Annotated in this window: 14 protein-coding genes, 1 rRNA gene and 1 pseudogene; 5 read left to right on the top strand and 11 right to left on the bottom strand. The window is 48.0% G+C overall.

Annotated features, from left to right (window positions below):
• Positions 1–454, bottom strand: a 16S ribosomal RNA gene (locus GJ688_RS02475); the annotation flags it as partial.
• Positions 455–1,071: 617 nt separating this feature from the next.
• On the opposite strand from GJ688_RS02475, the gene GJ688_RS20235 reads away from it, so the two are divergent.
• The 3 genes and pseudogenes from GJ688_RS20235 to GJ688_RS02465 all read left to right on the top strand — a co-directional run bounded on the left by GJ688_RS20235 (position 1,072) and on the right by GJ688_RS02465 (position 2,305).
• Entirely contained in the window at positions 1,072–1,413 is a 342-nt protein-coding gene (locus tag GJ688_RS20235; protein WP_170291583.1) for an alpha/beta fold hydrolase, read from the top strand.
• A pseudogene (locus tag GJ688_RS21505) lies at positions 1,386–1,694 on the top strand (methyltransferase domain-containing protein); the annotation flags it as partial. The gene GJ688_RS20235 and the pseudogene GJ688_RS21505, both read left to right, overlap by 28 nt.
• A 14-nt stretch (positions 1,695–1,708) precedes the next feature.
• Positions 1,709–2,305, top strand: a complete 597-nt coding sequence (locus GJ688_RS02465; protein ID WP_155474905.1) for a methyltransferase domain-containing protein — start codon at positions 1,709–1,711, stop codon at positions 2,303–2,305.
• A 12-nt stretch (positions 2,306–2,317) separates the two neighbouring features.
• Here the strand turns inward: GJ688_RS02465 and GJ688_RS02460 are convergent, their stop codons facing one another.
• The 5 genes from GJ688_RS02460 to GJ688_RS02440 all read right to left on the bottom strand — a co-directional run bounded on the left by GJ688_RS02460 (position 2,318) and on the right by GJ688_RS02440 (position 8,415).
• A complete protein-coding gene (locus tag GJ688_RS02460; protein WP_155474904.1) occupies positions 2,318–2,665 on the bottom strand; it encodes a cupin domain-containing protein in 348 nt (115 codons plus the stop codon).
• A gap of 367 nt (positions 2,666–3,032) precedes the next feature.
• Entirely contained in the window at positions 3,033–4,550 is a 1,518-nt protein-coding gene (locus GJ688_RS20400) for a DUF92 domain-containing protein (protein ID WP_207708726.1), read from the bottom strand.
• 191 nt (positions 4,551–4,741) lie between these two features.
• Positions 4,742–6,466 carry a putative bifunctional diguanylate cyclase/phosphodiesterase gene (locus tag GJ688_RS02450; protein ID WP_170291581.1) on the bottom strand — a complete coding sequence of 575 codons (1,725 nt, stop codon included), beginning with the start codon at positions 6,464–6,466 and terminating at the stop codon, positions 4,742–4,744.
• Positions 6,467–6,759: 293 nt separating this feature from the next.
• Entirely contained in the window at positions 6,760–7,413 is a 654-nt protein-coding gene (locus GJ688_RS02445) for a hypothetical protein (RefSeq protein ID WP_155474902.1), read from the bottom strand.
• A 24-nt stretch (positions 7,414–7,437) separates the two neighbouring features.
• On the bottom strand, positions 7,438–8,415 hold the full coding sequence (locus GJ688_RS02440; protein ID WP_155474901.1) for a polysaccharide deacetylase family protein: 978 nt from the start codon (positions 8,413–8,415) through the stop codon (positions 7,438–7,440).
• A gap of 327 nt (positions 8,416–8,742) precedes the next feature.
• Between GJ688_RS02440 and GJ688_RS02435 the strand changes: the two genes are divergently transcribed.
• Positions 8,743–9,399 carry a dienelactone hydrolase family protein gene (locus GJ688_RS02435; protein WP_155474900.1) on the top strand — a complete coding sequence of 219 codons (657 nt, stop codon included), beginning with the start codon at positions 8,743–8,745 and terminating at the stop codon, positions 9,397–9,399.
• Between the two features lie 74 nt (positions 9,400–9,473).
• Here GJ688_RS02435 and GJ688_RS02430 read toward each other — a convergent pair whose 3' ends face one another.
• Positions 9,474–11,063, bottom strand: a complete 1,590-nt coding sequence (locus GJ688_RS02430; RefSeq protein WP_170291580.1) for a thiamine pyrophosphate-binding protein — start codon at positions 11,061–11,063, stop codon at positions 9,474–9,476.
• 468 nt (positions 11,064–11,531) lie between these two features.
• On the opposite strand from GJ688_RS02430, the gene GJ688_RS02425 reads away from it, so the two are divergent.
• Positions 11,532–12,734 (top strand): methyl-accepting chemotaxis protein, encoded by a 1,203-nt coding sequence (locus GJ688_RS02425; RefSeq protein WP_170291579.1) that lies wholly within the window; start codon positions 11,532–11,534, stop codon positions 12,732–12,734.
• Between the two features lie 139 nt (positions 12,735–12,873).
• Here GJ688_RS02425 and GJ688_RS02420 read toward each other — a convergent pair whose 3' ends face one another.
• The 4 genes from GJ688_RS02420 to GJ688_RS02405 all read right to left on the bottom strand — a co-directional run bounded on the left by GJ688_RS02420 (position 12,874) and on the right by GJ688_RS02405 (position 20,277).
• Positions 12,874–16,569 carry a PolC-type DNA polymerase III gene (locus GJ688_RS02420; protein ID WP_155474971.1) on the bottom strand — a complete coding sequence of 1,232 codons (3,696 nt, stop codon included), beginning with the start codon at positions 16,567–16,569 and terminating at the stop codon, positions 12,874–12,876.
• A gap of 22 nt (positions 16,570–16,591) precedes the next feature.
• Complete coding sequence (locus GJ688_RS02415) at positions 16,592–17,740, bottom strand: MGDG synthase family glycosyltransferase (RefSeq protein ID WP_155474897.1); 1,149 nt, start codon at positions 17,738–17,740, stop codon at positions 16,592–16,594.
• Positions 17,741–17,832: 92 nt separating this feature from the next.
• A complete protein-coding gene (locus GJ688_RS02410) occupies positions 17,833–19,173 on the bottom strand; it encodes a PhoH family protein (RefSeq protein WP_155474896.1) in 1,341 nt (446 codons plus the stop codon).
• A 426-nt stretch (positions 19,174–19,599) separates the two neighbouring features.
• Positions 19,600–20,277: a glycosyltransferase family 2 protein gene (locus tag GJ688_RS02405; RefSeq protein WP_407928928.1), complete on the bottom strand. Its 678-nt coding sequence runs from the start codon at positions 20,275–20,277 to the stop codon at positions 19,600–19,602.
• Between the last annotated feature and the right edge of the window lie 53 nt (positions 20,278–20,330).

Here is a 20,330-nt window from a genome sequence, read left to right as displayed (position 1 = left end):
CTTCTTCCCCGAAGACAAGGGTTTACAATCCGAAGACCTTCATCCCCCACGCGGCATTGCTCCGTCAGGCTTTCGCCCATTGCGGAAGATTCCCCACTGCTGCCTCCCGTAGGAGTCTGGGCCGTGTCTCAGTCCCAGTGTGGCCGTTCACCCTCTCAGGCCGGCTACCGATCGTCGCCTTGGTGAGCTGTTACCTCACCAACGAGCTAATCGGACGCGGACCCATCCAAGAGCGGATTGCTCCTTTGGTTCCCAGAGGATGTCCTCCAGGAACGTTATGCGGTATTAGCAGCCCTTTCGGGCTGTTATCCCCCACGCTCAGGCAGGTTATCCACGCGTTACTCACCCGTCCGCCACTAAGAGCCTCCATCGAAACTTTAGCTCTCCGTTCGACTTGCATGTGTTAGGCATGCCGCCAGCGTTCGTCCTGAGCCAGGATCAAACTCTCCACATAAAATGTAGATAAGCTTGAGTCAAGCTCTGATTGATAAAGTTTCTTATCGAGGTAAGGCTTCTTGTAACAGAAGTCATCCACTCGTAAGAAGTTGTCCGTCCCGCTTGCGCGGGCCGAATAGACTTTGGTTTCGCACGCTTTACTTACAACTGTTTGATTTTCAAGGACCAGTGTCTCCGCTCTCGGTTATTTCCCCATCGCAGCGGCGACGTTGACTATTATTACACAACAACAGCCTCTTGGCAACTATTATTTTCTTCCATTTTACCTTTGATAAAAGGACTGTTGCTATCGATTTGTAGTATCGAACCGTATGGTTGCGGTGCTACCTCATCACGACTAGTTGCGGGTAATCATCCTCTCTATGAATAAGTGGAACAGCAAATTGCCGCCCTCAAATGTAGAGAAAAAGCACTTATCTTTGGCAGCGTTTTTTTGGCCAACTTAGGCATTATTACCGCACTGTTCGGAAAAGAGGATCGAATCATCAGCGATAAATTGTGTCTAAATTTATTTCCGGCGATGAATACTGCGGTATGCCCCCTTCCCTTTTACGAAAAATGCTACGGGATCTTTCCCGTAATCCCGCTAAAACAATTAAGGGCTTTTACAGGGAAATGTTTTCTTCAACGGAACTAAGCCAAGGTTATCATGCTGAGTTTGAAGAACAAGCCCAACGGGAGTTTGCCGGCCTTCCACTTTCTTCACTGATTGCTGGTCTCAAATACTTGGAACAATTCGATGTTCGACACAAACTGTCTGAAGTCAGTGCGAAGATATGCATCATTAACGGGTTAGAAGATACTATTTGTCCTCCCGAAGGAATTCAGTTGATGAAAAAAAGCCTACCCACACTGAACGACGATGACATTCATTTAATACCCGGTTGCGGTCATCACCCACTTTTAACGAAAAAGGAGGCTTGTCTAAAGTGGGCCAACAGTTTTCTCTCCCGGTAACTTCACCACTCCAACTTGAAAACAACAAACAATTGATTCAGCGAAACTTCGGAAGACATGCACGACACTACGATTATTACGCCGAAGTACAAAATTGGATGGCGCAGCAGTTGCTGCAACGAATACAAAACCTGCCCGTTCAGACTACAGAGATATCATCAATCCTGGAAATCGGATGTGGCACCGGTCTTCTGACGGAAAAACTCCATCGCCTTTATCCCCAAAGCCGTATATTGGCATTCGATTTAACCGAAAAAATGATAACCATAGCCCGTAAAAAGGTCCCCCAAAACAAATGGTTCATTTTATCGTCGCCGATGCCGAAGATAGTGATTTGGCTCACCGTATTATTGAATCTCCTTTTTCACAACCTTCTGAGAATCCATCATTCCCTCCTCTCTTCGACCTCGTTGTCTCTAACGCCACTTTTCAATGGTTTAACGAACCAGCGAAAACCTTACAGAATCTATCGGGTTTAATTAAACCCAATCGATGGATGCTATTTTCTACATTCGGTGTCCAAACGCTTACGGAATTACACCAGTCGATGATAATGGCTTCTAGTAAAAATAGAATCCCCTATCGGCGAAAAGGACTTACTTACGCCGACGGGGATTTATGGGTTAACTGGTGCAAAAAAGCGGGATTTGATGAGATCACACTGGAAGAATCAATGCTTAGACAACACTTCGCAGGAGTAAAAGATTTTCAATATTCGATTCGTAGAACTGGTACAAGCGACGCTAGTACCGGTCCTTTACAATACCAACGTCGAACACTGCTAGATATGCAGTTCATCTACGAAAAACACTTTCGAGATGAACAGGGAGTTTATTGCACATATCACCCGATGTTCGTCTCCGGCCGTAAAAAGTTCAAATCATTCAACTGACGAACAAATCTGCTATTTATCCCCTTCCTCAGGAACAATACAGATAAAGGCAAACTCCTCATCCCCAACGTTACGAAACTGATGCTCTTCACCACCGGGTATGTATGCTACCGAACCCGATTCAACAGATTGCTCTTTGCCGTCTAAAAAAAGGGTTCCTTTCCCGCTGATAATATAGTTGATGTGTGGCCATGGATGGCTATGCTTAGGTGTTTGTCCGTCCTTACCAAGGGTAAATTGGCGCATGACCCAGCCGTCCCAGCCTTGCTCGGGGCCCACTAAAGATTGTTTTCTGGCATTCAAGATTCCAGGTCCGTTTAGCACAATGGACTGGGCCTCTTTAATATTGGACAAATACATTTTTTCGCTCCTTTTCTTGGTTCAAAATTTCTGGTCTAACCACAATTTTACTACGAACAAGGCTATTAGTAACCATTTTCACACATCAACTATACACGATTTTGGTAGAGTTGTGTATCATTATCATTCATCGAGTTTTTACGTCTGTTTTTACTGAACAAGATGCTTTAATAAGTTCTTGTTTTAATTACCTTATTTCTACAAAAGCACACTAAGTTGTTGTAGATTCCAAAGGTAGATGTTTGATAAATCGACAGGCCTTTTTAAAATAGGCTATAAACCATGTGCGGGGATCATCTCCTCAGTATTGTCGAGATGTCTGCTATGGCTAAAAAAAATATTTACATCCATTTTAGAGTTGTATTTTTTAACCGATGACAGGCACAGATACCAAAACCGTAACTGCCGCCCCAAAAATAGAACTCACGAAGTTAACCATATCATTATCCATAAAAGGAAGCCCTCGACTAAAGCGGTTTCTCACCCCGTTACGGGCCACCTTCTTTTCTGTCTCTTTCCCTGTTTCCGGATTGATGTACATGGCCTGCACAGTGGCACCTAAGAGGCTGTCAAAAAGCGAGCCCGCCAAACCACCAGCCGCGCCAGCGGGGAGCATCCACAGTTGGGATAGGAGATCAACGTAACCGGCGCTAATCAAGGAAAATAGGCTCTGCAGAACACAGACCGTGACTCCGATCACCAACCCGCCCAAGATCGTAGCCATGGTCCCTATTGGAGTAATCCCTCCGCTGGTTCCAGGGGGTACCGGTTTACCATTAAGGATGAATCGCGGGGGATGTTTGCTGAGCACGCCTATCTCTGTCGCCCATGTGTCAGCGTTTACGGTAGCCATTGTTCCGATAAAAGCTGCGAAAAGCCATTCTTGTGACGGGTACAAGAAGAAGAGAACAGCCAAAACGGCACCGAAGCCCCCGTTGGCGAGGGCCTGGCCAAAATCTCGGCGGCTTCCTTTATCGAATTTCTCGGCAGCGACTAGGTTTTTCTCAGCTTCTTTATACTTAGACAGGAGAGAACCATAGACAAAAAAGGCAATCAGGGTTAGTCCCCAGACCCATCCGCCAAAACCGAAGATAAGAGTCCCTACCAACATCGCTCCGGCGACACCGCTCTCAGAGAGAGACTTTTTCCGATAGGCAACTGCGCCAATAAGAGCACTCATGATCAGTCCAAAAAAGATCATCGAAAAGTTCACATCCCAGCTTATGATTGCCCAAAGAGAAAAACTAGTTCCAAAGGGAACGGTCAAGTTGTCCGTCCCTTTCAGCGAAAACGCTTCCAGTACAACCGCTATGATAGCGAGCAGAACACTGGATAGGATGATTTTTCCCAGACCTAATTCGGACTTCATCAGTACGAGAGTTAAGGCAATCGATAGAAAACTAAAGCTAAACATAGCGGTGCTGCCCTCAAAAGTACGGTGATGCCCTCGGACAGTGTAGCTTTTTTTGCCATAGGTCTTCCCGATGATCGCTGCGAAAGCATCGCCCCAGGTCATGGCCATCGTCCCTGCTACTGCGATGTAGACCTGATCATGAGGCCAGAAAATCAGCAACAGCACGGAAACAGCAAGCGGGAAATATACCGTTCCCGCTGTATCTCCGGCTAAATCCATCGCGTTGATGATCCGCTTTCGGTTGCTAATATAATTCATCACGATGAATGTCGAGATGGGTATGATTCCGATATACCAATGGTCAAAAAACGCTACCGCCCCGACGATCCACATGCCTGCACCAATATGGATGATTTTGCGAGTAAACTCTGTCTGATAACCCCGCCACTTTTGAATCAAAGTGGCGATGATGATCAACGACGCCACGTAAGCATAGGAAAGAATTAACCCAGCGATATCGTTTTGAGTCATTGCTAAACTCCATTCATCAATAAATTTTATCATCCACCCGTCTCTAATAGAGGAAAATTTTTCTACACAATGGTATCACAGTGCACTTTCCATGTAAATTACGACGATAATGCGTTATTAAAAATGCGATAAGCCCTTGGTCAACGTATATATCTAGTCCATTGACCAAGGGCTTTTCCTGTTTGTATGAATTATTTCCGATTACCAACCAGATCACTTATCGTAGAATGGCTCATCATTTCCTGGGGCACCGGTGAGGGTGTGCCCAAAAAATACCCCTGTCCGTATTCAACACCCATTTCTCGGATCAAGTTCCAGATCTGCTCGTTTTCTACGTACTCGCTGATCGTAACTTTGCCGAGGGAGTGAACAAGCTCATTTATACCTTTCACCAAGGCACAGCGCGTTGGATCCTGATCGATAGCCCGAATAAAGGAACCGTCAATTTTTATGTAATCCACCTGCAGTTTGCCCAAGTAGGCAAAGGAAGAATAGCCGCTCCCAAAGTCATCAAGGGCAAAACGACAACCTTTATTGCGCAGTTTTTGGATCCATTGCTCTGCTGACAAAAGGTCATTGACGGCTGCCGTTTCTGTGATTTCAAAGCCCAACCGGCCGTGAACAACTGGATTGTTCTCCACCGACTCCTCAATAAATGTCAGGAGATCACGATCGCCTAAGCTTTCACCGGACAAGTTTACAAAAATACTCAACAGTGGATTCTTTTCTAAAAAACGTACCGCTTCCGAAACTACCCACCGTTCAATATCCCCCATGAGTCCAAAGCTTTCCGCTACCGGTATGAAGGTAGCTGGTGAGATAATTTTGCCATCTCCGTCTTGAAGACGAAGCAGTGCTTCATAGTGAGCGATCTCCCCGTCACTGCTGCGGACAACGGGCATGAAGAAAAGTTGGAACCGCCCTTCCCGATCGGCTCCCTTGATCAGTTTAATGAGACGGCTCGTTTCCTCCAGGCGAGAAAACAATCGCTCGTTCGCGTAGGCCACAATTACTTGGCTCCGTCCCGCCGACTTAGCCATATACAAAGCCGCTCCAGCACGGCTTAAGATTTGACGGACATCATGATAGCCGTCAATTTCGACGACACCTATGCTGATGGTAAACCGTAGATCGCAAGCTTCTAATACAGGGCATAAGTCTTTTTGTTTGACCTTGTTGCACAGTTCAATGGCCAGATGTTCTGCCTCTTGCTCCCGTACTCCTTTTAAGAGGATCGCAAACTCATCCCCACTGAGCCGAGCTACCACATCATTTGTGCTAACATTGCCTTTTAGGAGACGTGCTAAGTTCACGAGCAGTTTATCCCCGATGTCATGATCAAGCAGATCATTTACCAGGTTGAACTTGTCCACGTCAACGAGCAACAGAGAATAGTACTCGCTGCCCTCTTTTACTTTCTCCCGGGCACGGGAAAGGGCCCCTTCAAAGAAGTATCGATTCGGGACGCCTGTCAGATAATCATGCGTCGCCAGATGCTTTAGATGAAATTCCGTTTCTTTTAACTCACTAATGTCTTTTGTAACACCCAGGAAGATGGAAGGGCCTTCTTCTCTTTCAACCAGAGCTAATTTAGTGGAGTACCACTTCGTACGGCCGTCTTTTAGAGACATCCGGTGGTCCAAGCCTTGTGTAAAGGAGCCGACTTCTTGCACCTTTTCCATAAACGATCGGAAAATCGGTCGGTCCAAAGGATGAAGCAATCGTTCTACAGGTTGATGCAGCAATTCAGAAGAACGATAGCCTGTATGTTCAAATAGGTTTGGCGATACTTCAATAATGACTCCTTCAGGGGATAAGGTATAGACTAGATCATGGGAATTTTCTAAGAGGGACTTATACTTTCGTTCAATTTCTGACAGGGCCCTCTCCTCCTTTTGTCCGACGCCTACGCTCAAATGGCCCACAACTCTAGCAGAAAAACCGGTTTTATGGCTATGTAAGTATGATCCAGCAATGTATATGTTATTAAGTGCAGTCAATTACCTACCATAAACCCAATTTGTTAATGTATATTTCCACTAAGCCTAAAATTAAAAATCCCTATTCCGATCATCTTATATATTATTAAAATAATTATAACACAATGGGAATTTTTTAACTATACACAATCACTATACTTCCCTTGTATTTTAGCTAAACAAAAAGCAAGGCCCTGTTACTCAGCCTTGCTTTCTTCACGTTCCATCGTCTATGCCCCTGTTTGAAGGTATATCTTTTTGATCATACCATAATTCAGCACAAATGAAAGTTGTACACCATCCTGGGAATAATAACTCCACCAGGTCCCATCGGAGTTGGTTTGTTTTGCGGCCGGTTCACCATAAGCGGCAAACACTTCTGCTTCGGTCATTCCCAATTTGATGCCCTTCGCAGTCCCATAAGCTCCCGACTCAATAAATACCGTTTCTACTGTAACCGTCTCGTCAGGCTTTTTTTTACGGAATCCCACATTCAATCCATCGTCAAAACGGTATAGGACCAACTGGTCCTGTTCCATCCCCTTTTCCACCTTTGGTACTGACGAGGGTCTTTTTTCCTGAAACTCTTTTTCGCTCATTTTGGGTGCAATACCGGCAATAGACTCGTTTTTCAGATCGATTGTAGTGATTGGTCGGGTTGTTATCTCAGAAGGTTGTTTAGATGTTGGCTCTCCGGAAGCGTTCGATTGATTTTCGCGCCCTTCTAAGGGAAGTTTCTCATCAACGAATACTTCTTTTCGGACTTGACCTGCTTCTTGTACCGCCGGAAGAGAAGGATGATCTGTGGTCAGAGCACATGCGCTCGTTAGTGGAGGTAAACCCAGCAAGAGAAGGAATATAGCGACTTTACGACTCGATTTCATTCGCGCCATCTCCCCTCTATTTTCTTAGATGAATTTCACAGAGTATGCGCCTTTGCGCAGCACCTCAAAGGTATAGCCTTGTGATTTCAAATGTTCGATGATCTCGGGCAAGGCTTCAACGGTGGTTTTTTTGGCAGATAGGTCATGAAACAAGATAACAGCGGTGTTTTTATTGGACACTTGTTCCTTCACAGAACTGGTGATGACCTCTTTGCTTTGTACTGGTTTCTCAGAGTCTTTCGAATCGACATTCCAGTCAAAATAGTCATAGCCTTCGTCTATACATCGCCGGGACAGTTGACGCATAAAGTCGATGCCTAAGCTTCCATTGAAGTTCGAACCGCCCGGGAACCGCAGAATATCCGTATGTACTCCTGTTTCCTGGGCGACGAGTCCATCGAGGCGCTTCACTTCTTCCATAAAACGGTCGGCTGAAGCGTAGATAAGGCTGTATTTATGGCTAAAGGTGTGGTTTCCGATCGCGTGGCCTTCCCTGACAATGCGACGGTACATTTCTTTGCCAAAGGGAGTTTCATTACCGGTAACAAAGAATGTCGCTTTGACATTATGTTGAGCTAGTGTTTCTAAGATGGCAGGCGTGACTTCACTGGGGCCGTCATCAAAGGTAAGATAAACGGTTTTCGGCTTCAAGGGATATTCAGCATTCATTCCACGGACGGGAATCGGTCCGTACTTTTGTTGAAAGTTTTCATTTTCCCTGTAGATTCGTTGCATCTTCTCGATAACTAGGTTGTCGTGTACTTGCAAGGCCTGTATTTGTTTTCGAAAATCCGAGTTGCTGTTTTGCAGCCGTTGAACGGTCATCCTTTCGTGCACCAAAAATACGGAAAGACCGACGATCGCCAGGAGCATAAATGTCAAAAGAATCGGCTGAATTTGTTGAAACCGTTTCAACAGTTTTCTGAACCGGTTTTGCTCTCGCTCTTGTCCTGAACTCGTTGATTCTTCGGGCTCTTCGATAAGTAAAGGTTCTCTTTCCACAGATCAATCCCTCATTTTTCCACATATACACTAAGCTATATTTAAGAGACGTAAAAAAGTTGCTTGAAAAAGAGTACTTTTTTTCTGTTAATTTTTTACACTACGTTCAGGATTGATCGTCCAATTATTTTCATGAAAGAAAAAGACCCCCTCTTCCCTGTGGAAAGGGAGGTCCGTAAAACATCGCTTGGCTTATTCCGTTCGGATTTTAAGCTCGGTATAAAATTTACTCGACGGTATCAGGGCATGACATCAAGTTCAAAAAGTATTGAGCCGGGAGTAGTCTGGAACACTATCTTTGATCGTTCATAGACTGGAGGTTCCTTCATGCCCATAGGTTTTTCTGAACAAATCATCTACGTCCCTGTCGATTCGGTCTCTCTGGAAGGCTCCCTCGGTGTATCTGATGATGCCCAAGGTTTGGTGATCTTCGCCCACGGTAGCGGCAGCAGCCGTCACAGCCCAAGAAATAATTTCGTAGCAAAGCAACTGCGGTCAGCAGGACTCGGCACACTTCTGATCGACTTGTTAACCGAAGAGGAAGACGCTGTATATGAACGCCGTTTTGATATCGAACTTCTTGTCCATCGACTTTGTACAACGACCCGTTGGTTCAAGGATCAAAGGATGACAAAGGGGTTACCGATTGGTTACTTCGGCGCCAGCACAGGGGCTGCAGCTGCATTGAAGGCGGCTGGCACTTTGGGGGAGTCCATCGCCGCTGTCGTCTCTCGAGGAGGGCGCCCCGATTTGGCTGAACCCGATCTCGGTCTGGTCCAATCGCCTACGTTGCTGATCGTGGGTGGAGATGATGATGTTGTCATTGAATTAAATCAGTATGCCTATGACAAACTTAAATCGCGTAAAGAGTTGGTGATTGTTCCTGGAGCGTCTCATCTATTTGAGGAGCCAGGTACCCTCGAAGAAGCAGCTCGCCTAGCTGTGAATTGGTTTACCCGATTTTTAAAAAAGACCGATGAGTAAAGATCTTTGTCTTTACTCATCGGTTTATTCATCATGTACAAATTACGATAACGTTCGAATTCAAACTATGCCCATTATAGAAAACTAGGCACCGATTCATCCACAAGGATATCTACAACCGTGAAAAGGTCACTTTGGAGAGCCCTCTCCATGGCCAAACTCAGTTCTTCCGGTGTCTTCACTCTTAGACCCAAGGCTCCACAAGCAGATGCAATACCTGCAAAATCTGGAGAATAGACATCCACACCAAAAGGCTCCATAGCGGCTTTCTCCATCTTGTGCTTTTCTAAAGCATACTGTCCGTTATTGAAAATGATCACGATCACCGGCAAAGCATACCTTACGGCTGTCACCATTTCCTGAAGCGTCATTAAAAGACCGCCTTCCCCGGTTAAGACAAAGACTCGTTTCTCCGGACAAGCCAACTGGGCGCCCAAACCGAAGGGCAGGCCCGATCCCATGGAGCGCCAAAACTCGGAGATGATCACTTGTTGTCCCCGGCTCAGGAAGGCCCGGTCGAACCAATGGGTAAATTCACCGATATCCAAAGCTATGATCGATTCTTGAGGCAGCATATGATTCAACAATGAAAAAACCTGCTGGACAGAGATGGACGTTCCCTTCCCCGTGTCATCTATCTCAGCCTCAATCATATCTAGAAAGCTTTTGTGGGAGGCTTGAAGCTTCTTTTGCCATTCAGGGTTGGGATTTTTGCCACCGGACCGCTCGATCAGCTTATCTAGGATTGACTGTATGTCTCCCACCGCGTAGATGGGACGTAAAGAATGTTCCACCTGTTGTAAATGCGGCTCGATTTGGATCACCGGAACCTCTTTTGGGATGAACGGGTACTCATAGGGACTAGCCCCCATAAGGATGACGCAGTCGGTTTCCCGGAGACTCGGCGGAATATGGGCTTCTCCCAATCCTGATAACACTCTTTGATCTTGGGCAGAAAAAACGCCCCGGGCTCCTTGTCCGGGTATGATTCCAGCACCTAACTGTTTAGCCAGATGATATACCTTTTCTCGAAAAGGCCATGCAGCCTTTCCAGCGATAATCATCGGTCGTTCGCTGGCCGTTAACAGATCGGCGATAGATAAAATATCCCCGTCGATGGACGGAGGTGCCAATGGAGTGATGGTCGGCACCTCGGCCATCGGGGCGGGGCTGAGCAGGATATCTTTGGGGAGGGAGATATGGCATGGGGTATTATCACCTAAAGCTTTTTGCCAAGCTACCTTTATGACATCGACCACTGATTCCGGACGGGTAAGCAGAGTGGTCATCCCGGTGATCGGAAGAAAAAGGGCTTGCTGATCGATGTATTGCTTCGCATTGCTATATAGTTTCCCAGTTTCCACTTGACCCGTCAGCACTAAAAGGGGAATACCGTCACGATAGGCATCGGCCACGCCATTGACGAAATTCAATGCACCTGGGCCTTCTGTGGCTACACATACAGAGGGCACTCCTGTCACACGTGCCTCTCCACAGGCCATAAAGGCTGCGCCTGTTTCATGGGCTGTGCTGATAAAACGGATGGCATCCTGCTTCGAAAAGGCATCCATCAGCGGTAAAATGGCATCGCCTGACACCCCGTAGATACGCTTCGTCCCCAAAGACAATAGAACCTTCAGAATCAGCTGTGCGACTGTTTCCAAACATAATATCCCCTTTTGAAATATTTTAAGGGTATTATGTTCGTCCTTCTGTGATATTACCCTTGACAAAATCAGATATTCAAGTATTGAAGCTGCAAAAAGGTGTTTCAAGAGGAACACGTATTTTTCTTTTGGGATGGTCCTTTAGAAGGGGCAATACTTATGACAACGCATAATATAGAGCGGTTCTGATATTGGCCGAAAACGTTTTTGAATTCTGGGGTCTTAGAAATGTAGATCAGCTTGAGGAGGTGTATATATATTTTTTGGAATCGAGTAAACCAACCAACCCTGGAGGAAAAGCAACTCGACTTAAGTCCGATTATCACTGCTTTGGAAAAAATCTGTGAAGGCGATTATACTTTACGTATTTATCTGTCAAAGGAGGACTCCTTATATCCCGTAACCCGACTCATTAATAAACTACTGGATCAACAAGAATCGCTGCTCAAAAAAATTACGAGCAGCTTGAACACAGTCGTTTTCGAAGGGCTGAACAACGGAGAATATGTCAATCAGTTAGCCCATGAGTTTGAAGAGTTAACGGCTAACTTTGACCATGTATCAGGTTCAGTGGTTCAGGTTTCGAGTTCGATTAATGATTTTGCCCAAATGGTGACGGAAACAGCAGAACAAACACAATCAGGGAAGGAGTCGGTGATACGAACCAACTCCAGCTTAGAAGAAGTTACTCAAGAAACAGAAAACTCTCTGAAAAATTTGCAGGATGTGACGAACCGGATAAAAGAGTTAACCCGCTCGACAGCCCGTATCGACCATCTGGTATCAGCAGTAAAAGCGGTATCCGATCAAACGAATCTTTTGGCCTTGAACGCAGCTATTGAAGCCGCCCGAGCTGGTGAATATGGCCGAGGCTTTTCAGTGGTGGCTGAAGAGATCCGTAAACTTGCCGATCAAGCCAAGCAATCGGTCGAAGAGATTACCCTTCAGTTGGTAGGGATTCAAAATGAGGTTAATAGGATCTGCACTTCATTTCATCAAATGAGTGATTCCTTCGAACACAATTCCAAGTCAGTGAATACGGTACGCCATAACGCGAACCACCTCATCAAGGTATTCGAAGAGATCGGTGAAACCATTCTCAACCTGACACCTTTGGCGCAGGAACAAACAGCAGCTTTTGATGAGGTTCACGCTACGATCAAAGATTTCTCCCACCGGACGGTTTTGTTAAATGACATGATGCAAAAAAGCAATGTCAGTTTGCTGGAAGTGTTGAAGCAAGCCGACGCCATCCGAGCCGAGTTAAGTGGGAAAAAAGTATTCTTTACGGCCAATGAGCTTATTGACCTGGCGAAAACGGATCACCTATTGTGGAAGGCTCGCCTTGCCTATATGCTTCGAGGTATTCTTACCCTCGACGAAACAAATGTGCGCGACCATAGGGTCTGTCGTCTTGGCAAATGGTATTATGGCATCGGAAAGTTAGAGTTTCGCGATTTGGAGCCATTCAAACAACTGGAGGAAATTCACGCACTGTTCCATCAAAAATGTGCCCATGCAATTCAAATGTATAAAAGGATGGATGTTGCACATTCACGAGAGGTTTTTGGGGAAGCGGAACAGTTGTCTTCCGAGGTGTTACGCATTTTAGAGGAACTCAAGCAAGGACTAGAATCCTTGTCGATTGAGGTTAAAGAAGCCATATGATTCTGCACTAACTGTAGGCATAACGTTCTATTGGTTTTTGACAAAAAGAAAACCGATGAGTAAAGTGTGACATTTTACTCATCGGTTTATTCATTCCGGGCCTTCGACCAGATTGAAAGGAATCCAAATCAACACGCTATCAAAACAGACACATCTGGTCCGTCTCACACATACCATCCAAAGCCCCATGCTTCTGTAGCGCCTCGATAACGGTCTTACTCACTCGGCTCCGCACCCGCAGGTCTTCGATGGAGATGAAGGGGCCTTCCTCCCTCGCGGCCATGATGTTCTGCGCCGCTGTGGCGCCCACACCCGGCAGGCCGCCGATAGGCGGTAAGAGACCTGCCTCTTCGATGAGAAACTTAGACGCGTGGGATCGTTGAAGGTTTACTTTCTGCATGTGGATCCCGCGCTCGTACATCTCGAGGGCCAGTTCGAGGATAGTCTGCAAGTTCTTTTCTTTAGCTGACGCTTCGTTCCCTTTGCGCTCGATCTCCTCAATCGTCCGGCGCACAACGGCCCCACCTTGACAGATGAGGTCTGCGTCGAATTCATCGGCTCGAACGGTGAAGAAAGAGGCATAGAAAGCTTCGGGATAGTAAACCTTGAACCAGGCAATACGAAAGGCCATGGTCACATAGGCGACAGCGTGGGCCTTTGGGAACATGTATTTGATCTTTTTACAGGACTCGATGTACCACTCAGGCACTTTCTTTTCCCGCATCAGTTGTTCATCTTCCGGTTTGACGCCCTTACCTTTCCGGACACCTTCCATGATGGAGAAGGCTTTTTTCGGCGGCAGGTCTTTATACATTAAGTAAACCATAATGTCGTCCCGGGTGGAGATGGCTTCACCCACCTGACAAGTTCTGCTCTTGATCAGGTCCTGGGCGTTGTTCAACCAAACGTCAGTTCCGTGGGAAAACCCGGAGATACGCACCAGTTCAGAAAAGCTCTTTGGCTGTGTGTCCTCCAGCATCTGACGAACGAACTTCGTTCCAAATTCGGGAATGCCGTAAGTTCCTGTGTTGGAACGGATTTGTTCGGTCGTAACTCCTAGGGCCTCTGTTGATGAGAAGAGGGACATGGTCTTTTGGTCGTCCAAGGGAATGGTCTTCGCATTGATCCCTGTCAAGTCTTCCAACATCTTAATGACCGTCGGATCGTCATGACCGAGGATATCCAGTTTGACGAGACGGCTGGAGATGGAATGGTAGTCGAAGTGGGTCGTAATCGTCTCCGATTTGGTATCATCGGCCGGGCGCTGCAGCGGCGTGAAGTCATGGATATCGCCGTCTCGAGGGACGACCATGAGGCCTCCAGGGTGCTGGCCTGTCGTTCGTTTGACACCGGTACATCCGCCGACCAGGCGGGACAGTTCGGCGTTTCTGGCAGGAATCTTTTTTTCGTCCATGTAGTTCTTCACAAAACCAAAAGCCGTTCGCTCAGCGATGGTGGCGATCGTTCCGGCCCGGAAGACATAGTCTTTGCCGAAGAGCTCTTCTGTGAATTTATGGGCTCTCGGCTGGTATTCACCGGAGAAGTTCAAATCGATATCAGGTACCTTATCTCCTTCAAAGCCGAGGAAGGTTTCAAAGGGGATATCGTGGCCGTCTTTCGTCAACGGATGACCGCACTGCGGACATACCTTATCAGGTAAGTCCGCTCCGGAACCAGTGCTGCCGTCGGTGATGAACTCGGAATGCTTACAGCGGCTGCAGCGGTAATGCGGAGGGAGAGGATTTACCTCTGTGATGCCTGTAAAAGTGGCAACTAGAGATGAACCGACGGAACCCCGGGAGCCGACCAGGTAGCCGTCGTCGTTCGACTTTTTCACTAGCTTTTGGGCGATGAGGTATAGTACGGAGAAGCCGTTTGAGATGATGGAGTGAAGTTCCTTATCGAGGCGCTTGCGAACCACTTCCGGCAATGGATCTCCGTAAAGTTCAGCCGCCCGCGTTTCAGACATGCTGCGTATCTGCTCCTCGGCGCCGTCGATGATCGGTGGGAAAAACTCATCAGGAATCGGTTTGACCTCCTCAACCATGTCAGCGATGAGACGCGGGTTATCGATGACGACCCGCTTAGCGTCAACCTTCCCCAAATAGTCGAATTCAGCCAGCATTTCGTCAGTAGTCCGGAGATAGAGGGGCGCCTGGTCATCGGCGTCTTCAAAGCCTTTGCCAGCCATGAGGATGCGCCGGTAGCATTCATCTTTTGGTTCCAAGAAGTGCACGTCACCAGTGGCAACGATAGGCTTCCCGAGTTCGTCGGCGATGCGGACGATGCGTCGGTTTAAATCCCGCAGCGCTTCCACTGAAGGGACTTCTCCCTTTCTGTATAAGAACATGTTGTTGCCGGTGGGCTGGATTTCTAGAAAATCGTAAAAACCGGCGATACGCTTGAGTTCATCATCATCGGCGCCTTTGAGCATCGCCTGGAACAGTTCTCCAGCTTCACAGGCGCTGCCTACGATGAGGCCCTCCCGGTATTCCTCTAGAAGTGGCCGTGGAATGCGAGGCCGACGTTCGTAGTACTCGAGGTGGGACTTGGTGATCAACCGGTAAAGGTTTTTTAGACCGGTGTAGTTTTTCACCATGAGGATGATGTGATAGGATTTCATTTTTTGGCCGTTCGAGGGCATGGCGTCCACGAAATACCCTTCGACACCATAGATCACCTTGATCTTGAGCTTGCGCCCTACCTCAAATGCTTCCGGAAAGGCCTGCACCACTCCATGATCAGTGATGGCGATGGCCGGATGGCCCCAGGCGGCGGCTCTCGCGACCAGATCTTTTGCCGATACGACGCTGTCCATAGAACTCATCTTCGTATGGGCGTGCAGTTCCACCCGCTTCACCTCGGCATTGTCAGGCCGGATGGAAACCTTGTGGGCGTTAATATCCCGGGCCAGCAAAGTCAATTCTTGCTGCCATTTGTCCAATTGTACCTGGCCTCGTACCTTCACCCAAGCATTATCTTTAAGACGTCCGTCAGCGAGGATGTCTTCTTTCTCTCCTTCAAAGACCTTGACCGTGATTGAGTCGGTCTCGTCGGTGACGTGAAAAGTGACCAGGCGGCGGCCGGACTTTAAGTCTCGCGTCTCCAGTCCAAATACGCGCCCCTGTACGATGATGCTGCGTTCTTCATCCTGCACTTCTTTGAGAGGGGTCACTTCCCAATCGCCGATCGTTTTTCCGTAAATCTCGCCGACAGGCCCCGAAGGTTTATCGTCCCCTTTGGCAGCACTGGTTCCGCCGCCGTTTTCGGCGGCCTTGTTCGCCTCTGCCAAGAGCCGCTTTTCCTCTTCTTCGCGAGCTTGTAGGTACTGATCATCTACTTGTGCTTCCGCTTCTTTCAGGATAACTGTACATTTTACACCGAAGACACGGGCCGCCGTTTCGGCTAAATAGCGCTGACATTGACGGGTCCGAAGCCAATCTGCTTTCGCCGGGTCGACAGATAGGACAAAACGATCTCCCTCGATCCGTCTATCCGCATTGAGCAAGGCTGTTCGCACCAGCGGCGCTTTATCCGGTACGGAAAGAGCCACCCAACATTCCCAGTAGTCTTGAAGCAACTGTTCCGGATTTTGGACAGGACATTCGATATGTAGATCAATTTCTTGCAACTCAGGAACGGCAGAACGGGTTTTGTCCAATAGATCTTGCAGTTCAGATTCAGTCCAAGCTTTGTAGGCTCGGACGAATAAGGTCCAGGAGGCCTTTTGCCGCTGTACGATGACCCGCTCGATCTGAAAGAGCGGCTTGTCTCCTGATAGGGCCATCGTTGGAGATGATACCGCAGCAACGGCGGAAGCTATGTTTGAAGGCATGGTGGCCAAGGTGGTCCCCCCATTACCGGTTGATGATTTTTTCGATATCGTCGGCCACTTTTCGGGCAGCCGATAGGTTGCCTAGGCGACGGGCCGATTCGCGACAAGCCGAAAGTCTTTGCTCATCCTGCAACAGGATCGACACCTGTTCGATAAACTTGTCTCCAGCGTCTGCAGGCCAGGCCACTTGGTGATCGACGAGGAATCGCAGGTTGACCTCCTCTTGACCTGGCAAGGGCGGCAACAAAATTTGTGGCAGGGCCATCGCCATGGCCTCCGATGCCGATAGGCCACCAGGTTTGGTGATAAAAAGATCGCTGCATGCCATCAGTAAGGCGACCTGACGGGTATAGCCGAGGACAACAAGCCGTTCCGGCGGTTCCTGAACTTGGCGTAGACGCTGTTCGAGTTCCTCGTTTTTGCCGGCCACAACGACAATCTGCAGGTCTTCTAAAGGTGCTCGATTGAGGCCGCTTACCCACTCAGCTACCGGTCCCAGTCCCAACCCGCCGCCCATGACGAGAATTCGTTTTGGCGAGGCGGGAATGTTCAGCGCTTTTTCCGCTTCGTCCCGGCTCATCGGTGCAGCCTGTAGAAAATCTTCCTTGATCGGAATCCCAGTCACTTGTACCATCTTCGGATCAATCCCATAGGCCTTCAGTTGGTCGACGAGAGGCATGGCAGCCACATAGTAGCGATCTACGCCTTGAAAAGCCCAGAAGGGGTGAATGGAAAAGTCAGTGACTACGCCAGCGATGGACGCTCGAAGCCAGCCTTCCTCGCGAAAGTCCTTGAGCACCCCTACTGGAAAGGGATGGGTACAGACGATACAGCGGGGTTCTCTTTGCCGGATCAGATCTCTTAACCCTCGACCTAGGAAGGTTTTTAAATACACTGTAAGCATCCTTTGACCGAGTCGACCCGCTGAGGGACCTTCCGCGAGTCCATAGAGGTAGCTATATACGCTTGGGGCCTGTTCCAGCAAACGCAGATAGACACCGATGACTGTATCAAAGACCCACGACGGTCCATAGGCGAAGGTATCCTCAATCCGGGAGATAAGGCCCCGCTCCGCCAAGGCATCAGCTAAGGCGCGGGCTGCCTGAGCATGTCCCGTTCCAGCCTCAACCGATAAAATCAGCACATCACACTTTTCTCGCTGCGAACTCATTCCAACGTCTCCCGAAAACGTAAGGTGGCCCCAAAGGGGCCACCCTTTTTCTCAATTTTACCATGAAGACGGTCTTTGTCTCAACTGACGGTTTATAGCAGATCGGCCGCCAATTGGGCCAAGCGAGACCGCTCGCCCTTGGTCAGGACGACATGACCAGCAATTTCCTGGTCTTTAAATTTTTCTACTAAGTAAACGAGACCGTTATTCGTTTCATCTAGATAGGGCGCGTCGATCTGTTGAGGGTCGCCCATAACGATGATCTTACTATGTTCCCCCACTCGGGAGACGATCGTTTTAATCTCATGTTTGGACAAATTCTGAGCTTCATCGATGATAATAAACTGTTTAGGGATGCTCCGGCCACGGATGTAGCTCAACGCTTCTACCTGGATCGTTCCATATTCCTCCAAGATATCTTTCATCATATCGCTTTTGGCGCCGAGTAAGAATTCTAAATTGTCATAAATCGGCTGCATCCAAGGACGAAGCTTTTCACCGAGTTCGCCGGGAAGAGCGCCCATGTCACGACCCATGGGGACGACCGGTTTAGAAACGAGAATCTTCTTATAACGTTGATCATCCATCGTCTTGTGCAGGGCGGAGGCCAGTGTGAGCAATGTTTTGCCGGTGCCCGCCTTGCCACAGATGGTCACGAGGGGGATTTCATCGTCCAAGAGGAGGCGCAAAGCCATTTTCTGCTGAACATTGCGAGGAGTGACGCCCCAGACCGGTTGGGTCGCCGGCGGTATCAAGTCCAGTTTACGACCATCAGGGCTGACTTGACCGACAGCGGATCGACTAGAACCCAATTCATCCTTCAATATGGCAAACTCATTTGGGTACCAACAACTGCTTTTCAAGCCAATCTCTTCGATGTCAATGACAAGATCCTGATAAAGACAATCGATAAGGGCAGCCGGAAGGGTGATCTCTTTAAATCCCATATAGCGCTCTTGGTTTTCCGTCACCCGATCGCGCCGGTATTCTTCCGCTTCGATGCCGAGTACATCGGCCTTGATGCGTACAATGACATCGTTGCTCACAATGATAACCGGCTGTCCTTCGTCGCCTCTTTCTTCTTCATCGCGTTTTAGGTTAAAGGCAACCGAAAGAATTCGGTTGTCGGCACCGGAAGTGCTAAAAGCCTCGGGAAAACCGGCTATATCACGGTGGTTCAGTTCTACACGCAAGTTGCCTCCCTCTGGGAGTGGCACTCCTTCGTGGAGAAATCCCTTTTCCCGCAGACCATCGAGCAATCGTGACGCTTGACGGGCACTCCGCCCTAATTCATCTTGTAAGCGCTTTTTACCATCAAGTTCTTCGACGACTGCAGCAGGTATGATCACGTCATTTTCCTTAAATCCAAAAATCGCTTCAGGGTCCTGCAGAAGTACATTCGTGTCCAGGATATAGGTCTTGCGTTTTTCCAATGTTTCAGCCGCCCTTCCCTGTTTTATTTTTAGGGTTTAGCTACATTGGTTTGGCCTCTTCTAAACCATTTCCACATTCCCGGTCACCTTCCTCGTCGTTGACCTCGTTAAGTTTCCTTAATACAGAGTACGTCCAAGAGAGCGAAAACAAGACTAACTATCGGCGGCTTATCCTGAATACTTCTCGCCAGGACAAGATGATTAAGTTTTCGGAAAAATTTCAGTAAAACTAAGGTTTATCATCAGATAAGAGATTGCTATAACTAGCACTGTATCTTTATGGTATGAAAATTGCAGAATGCTGTTACGGAGCAGGGATTGAAGAAAAATGATGCAGAAAAACAAAGAGGATCCGGTAGACCGATTTAGGGTCTCCGGATCCTTTTTCATAAGTAGACTGGGATTGATGAAGCACTCCTATTGTACCTATAAACGGGTCCCATCGTCTCTATCTGCCCTCTGCGGCCGCTCCAAATAAACAGAACCGATCTCCCAATACATCTTCATGCGGGCTTTGAAACCCTTGACGAAGCCCAGTTTCTCCTCTTTCATCAGATGGGTTAAGTCCGTCAGGATCACTTCCCGCTGACGCAGGTGTCCATTATCACGAAAAAAACGAGTCAACATGACCTCGACACCATAGCGGCTGGCTTCCAGTTCTGAGATCGCCGTGAAGACATCTCTTTTTAGGGCTCTCTGACCTGACAGGTAGGGGCTCACGAGTTGGGCCAAGTCGGTGGCGAACCGTCCCTGTTCAAAGATGCCGATAGTCATATCGGCCTGGTCGTCGAGCACCGGTTGGGCCAGTGACGTGAGGTGGTTTGGTTTGAGACCAATCAAATCTGCATCGAGAAAGAGAAATATAGGAAATCGGGCCGCCTTACCTCCTGCCTGCATGGCGGCGCCTTTTCCCCTGTTTTCGGGAAGTTCGATCACCTGTACCCCGGCTTCCCGGGCCAAAAGAGCAGTGTAATCTTCCGATCCGTCACTGACAACGATGACATCATCCGCATAGGGCGATGCCATAACGGCTCGAACTACGTCGGTGATGGTTCGTTCCTCGTTATATGCAGGAATAATGACGGAAACAGACAACTTTCCCACCTCTTAATCGGGCGATTTTTGGGCCAACTTTTGTTGAATTGTAGCGATTAGGT

This window comes from Heliobacterium mobile, assembly GCF_009720735.1.
Taxonomy (GTDB): domain Bacteria; phylum Bacillota; class Desulfitobacteriia; order Heliobacteriales; family Heliobacteriaceae; genus Heliobacterium; species Heliobacterium mobile.
Note: the sequence above shows the minus strand (reverse complement) of the source record. Positions and strands in the feature narration are given on the sequence as shown.

What these genes read in the sequence shown, in the direction of transcription:
- GJ688_RS02460 (WP_155474904.1), bottom strand. Translation starts at nt 2,665, where the DNA reads ATGTATTTGTCCAATATTAAAGAGGCCCAGTCCATTGTGCTAAACGGA.
- GJ688_RS02465 (WP_155474905.1), top strand. Translation starts at nt 1,709, where the DNA reads ATGGTTCATTTTATCGTCGCCGATGCCGAAGATAGTGATTTGGCTCAC.
- GJ688_RS20235 (WP_170291583.1), top strand. Translation starts at nt 1,072, where the DNA reads ATGTTTTCTTCAACGGAACTAAGCCAAGGTTATCATGCTGAGTTTGAA.
- GJ688_RS20400 (WP_207708726.1), bottom strand. Translation starts at nt 4,550, where the DNA reads ATGACTCAAAACGATATCGCTGGGTTAATTCTTTCCTATGCTTACGTG.
- GJ688_RS02445 (WP_155474902.1), bottom strand. Translation starts at nt 7,413, where the DNA reads ATGAAATCGAGTCGTAAAGTCGCTATATTCCTTCTCTTGCTGGGTTTA.
- GJ688_RS02435 (WP_155474900.1), top strand. Translation starts at nt 8,743, where the DNA reads ATGCCCATAGGTTTTTCTGAACAAATCATCTACGTCCCTGTCGATTCG.
- GJ688_RS02420 (WP_155474971.1), bottom strand. Translation starts at nt 16,569, where the DNA reads ATGCCTTCAAACATAGCTTCCGCCGTTGCTGCGGTATCATCTCCAACG.
- GJ688_RS02415 (WP_155474897.1), bottom strand. Translation starts at nt 17,740, where the DNA reads ATGAGTTCGCAGCGAGAAAAGTGTGATGTGCTGATTTTATCGGTTGAG.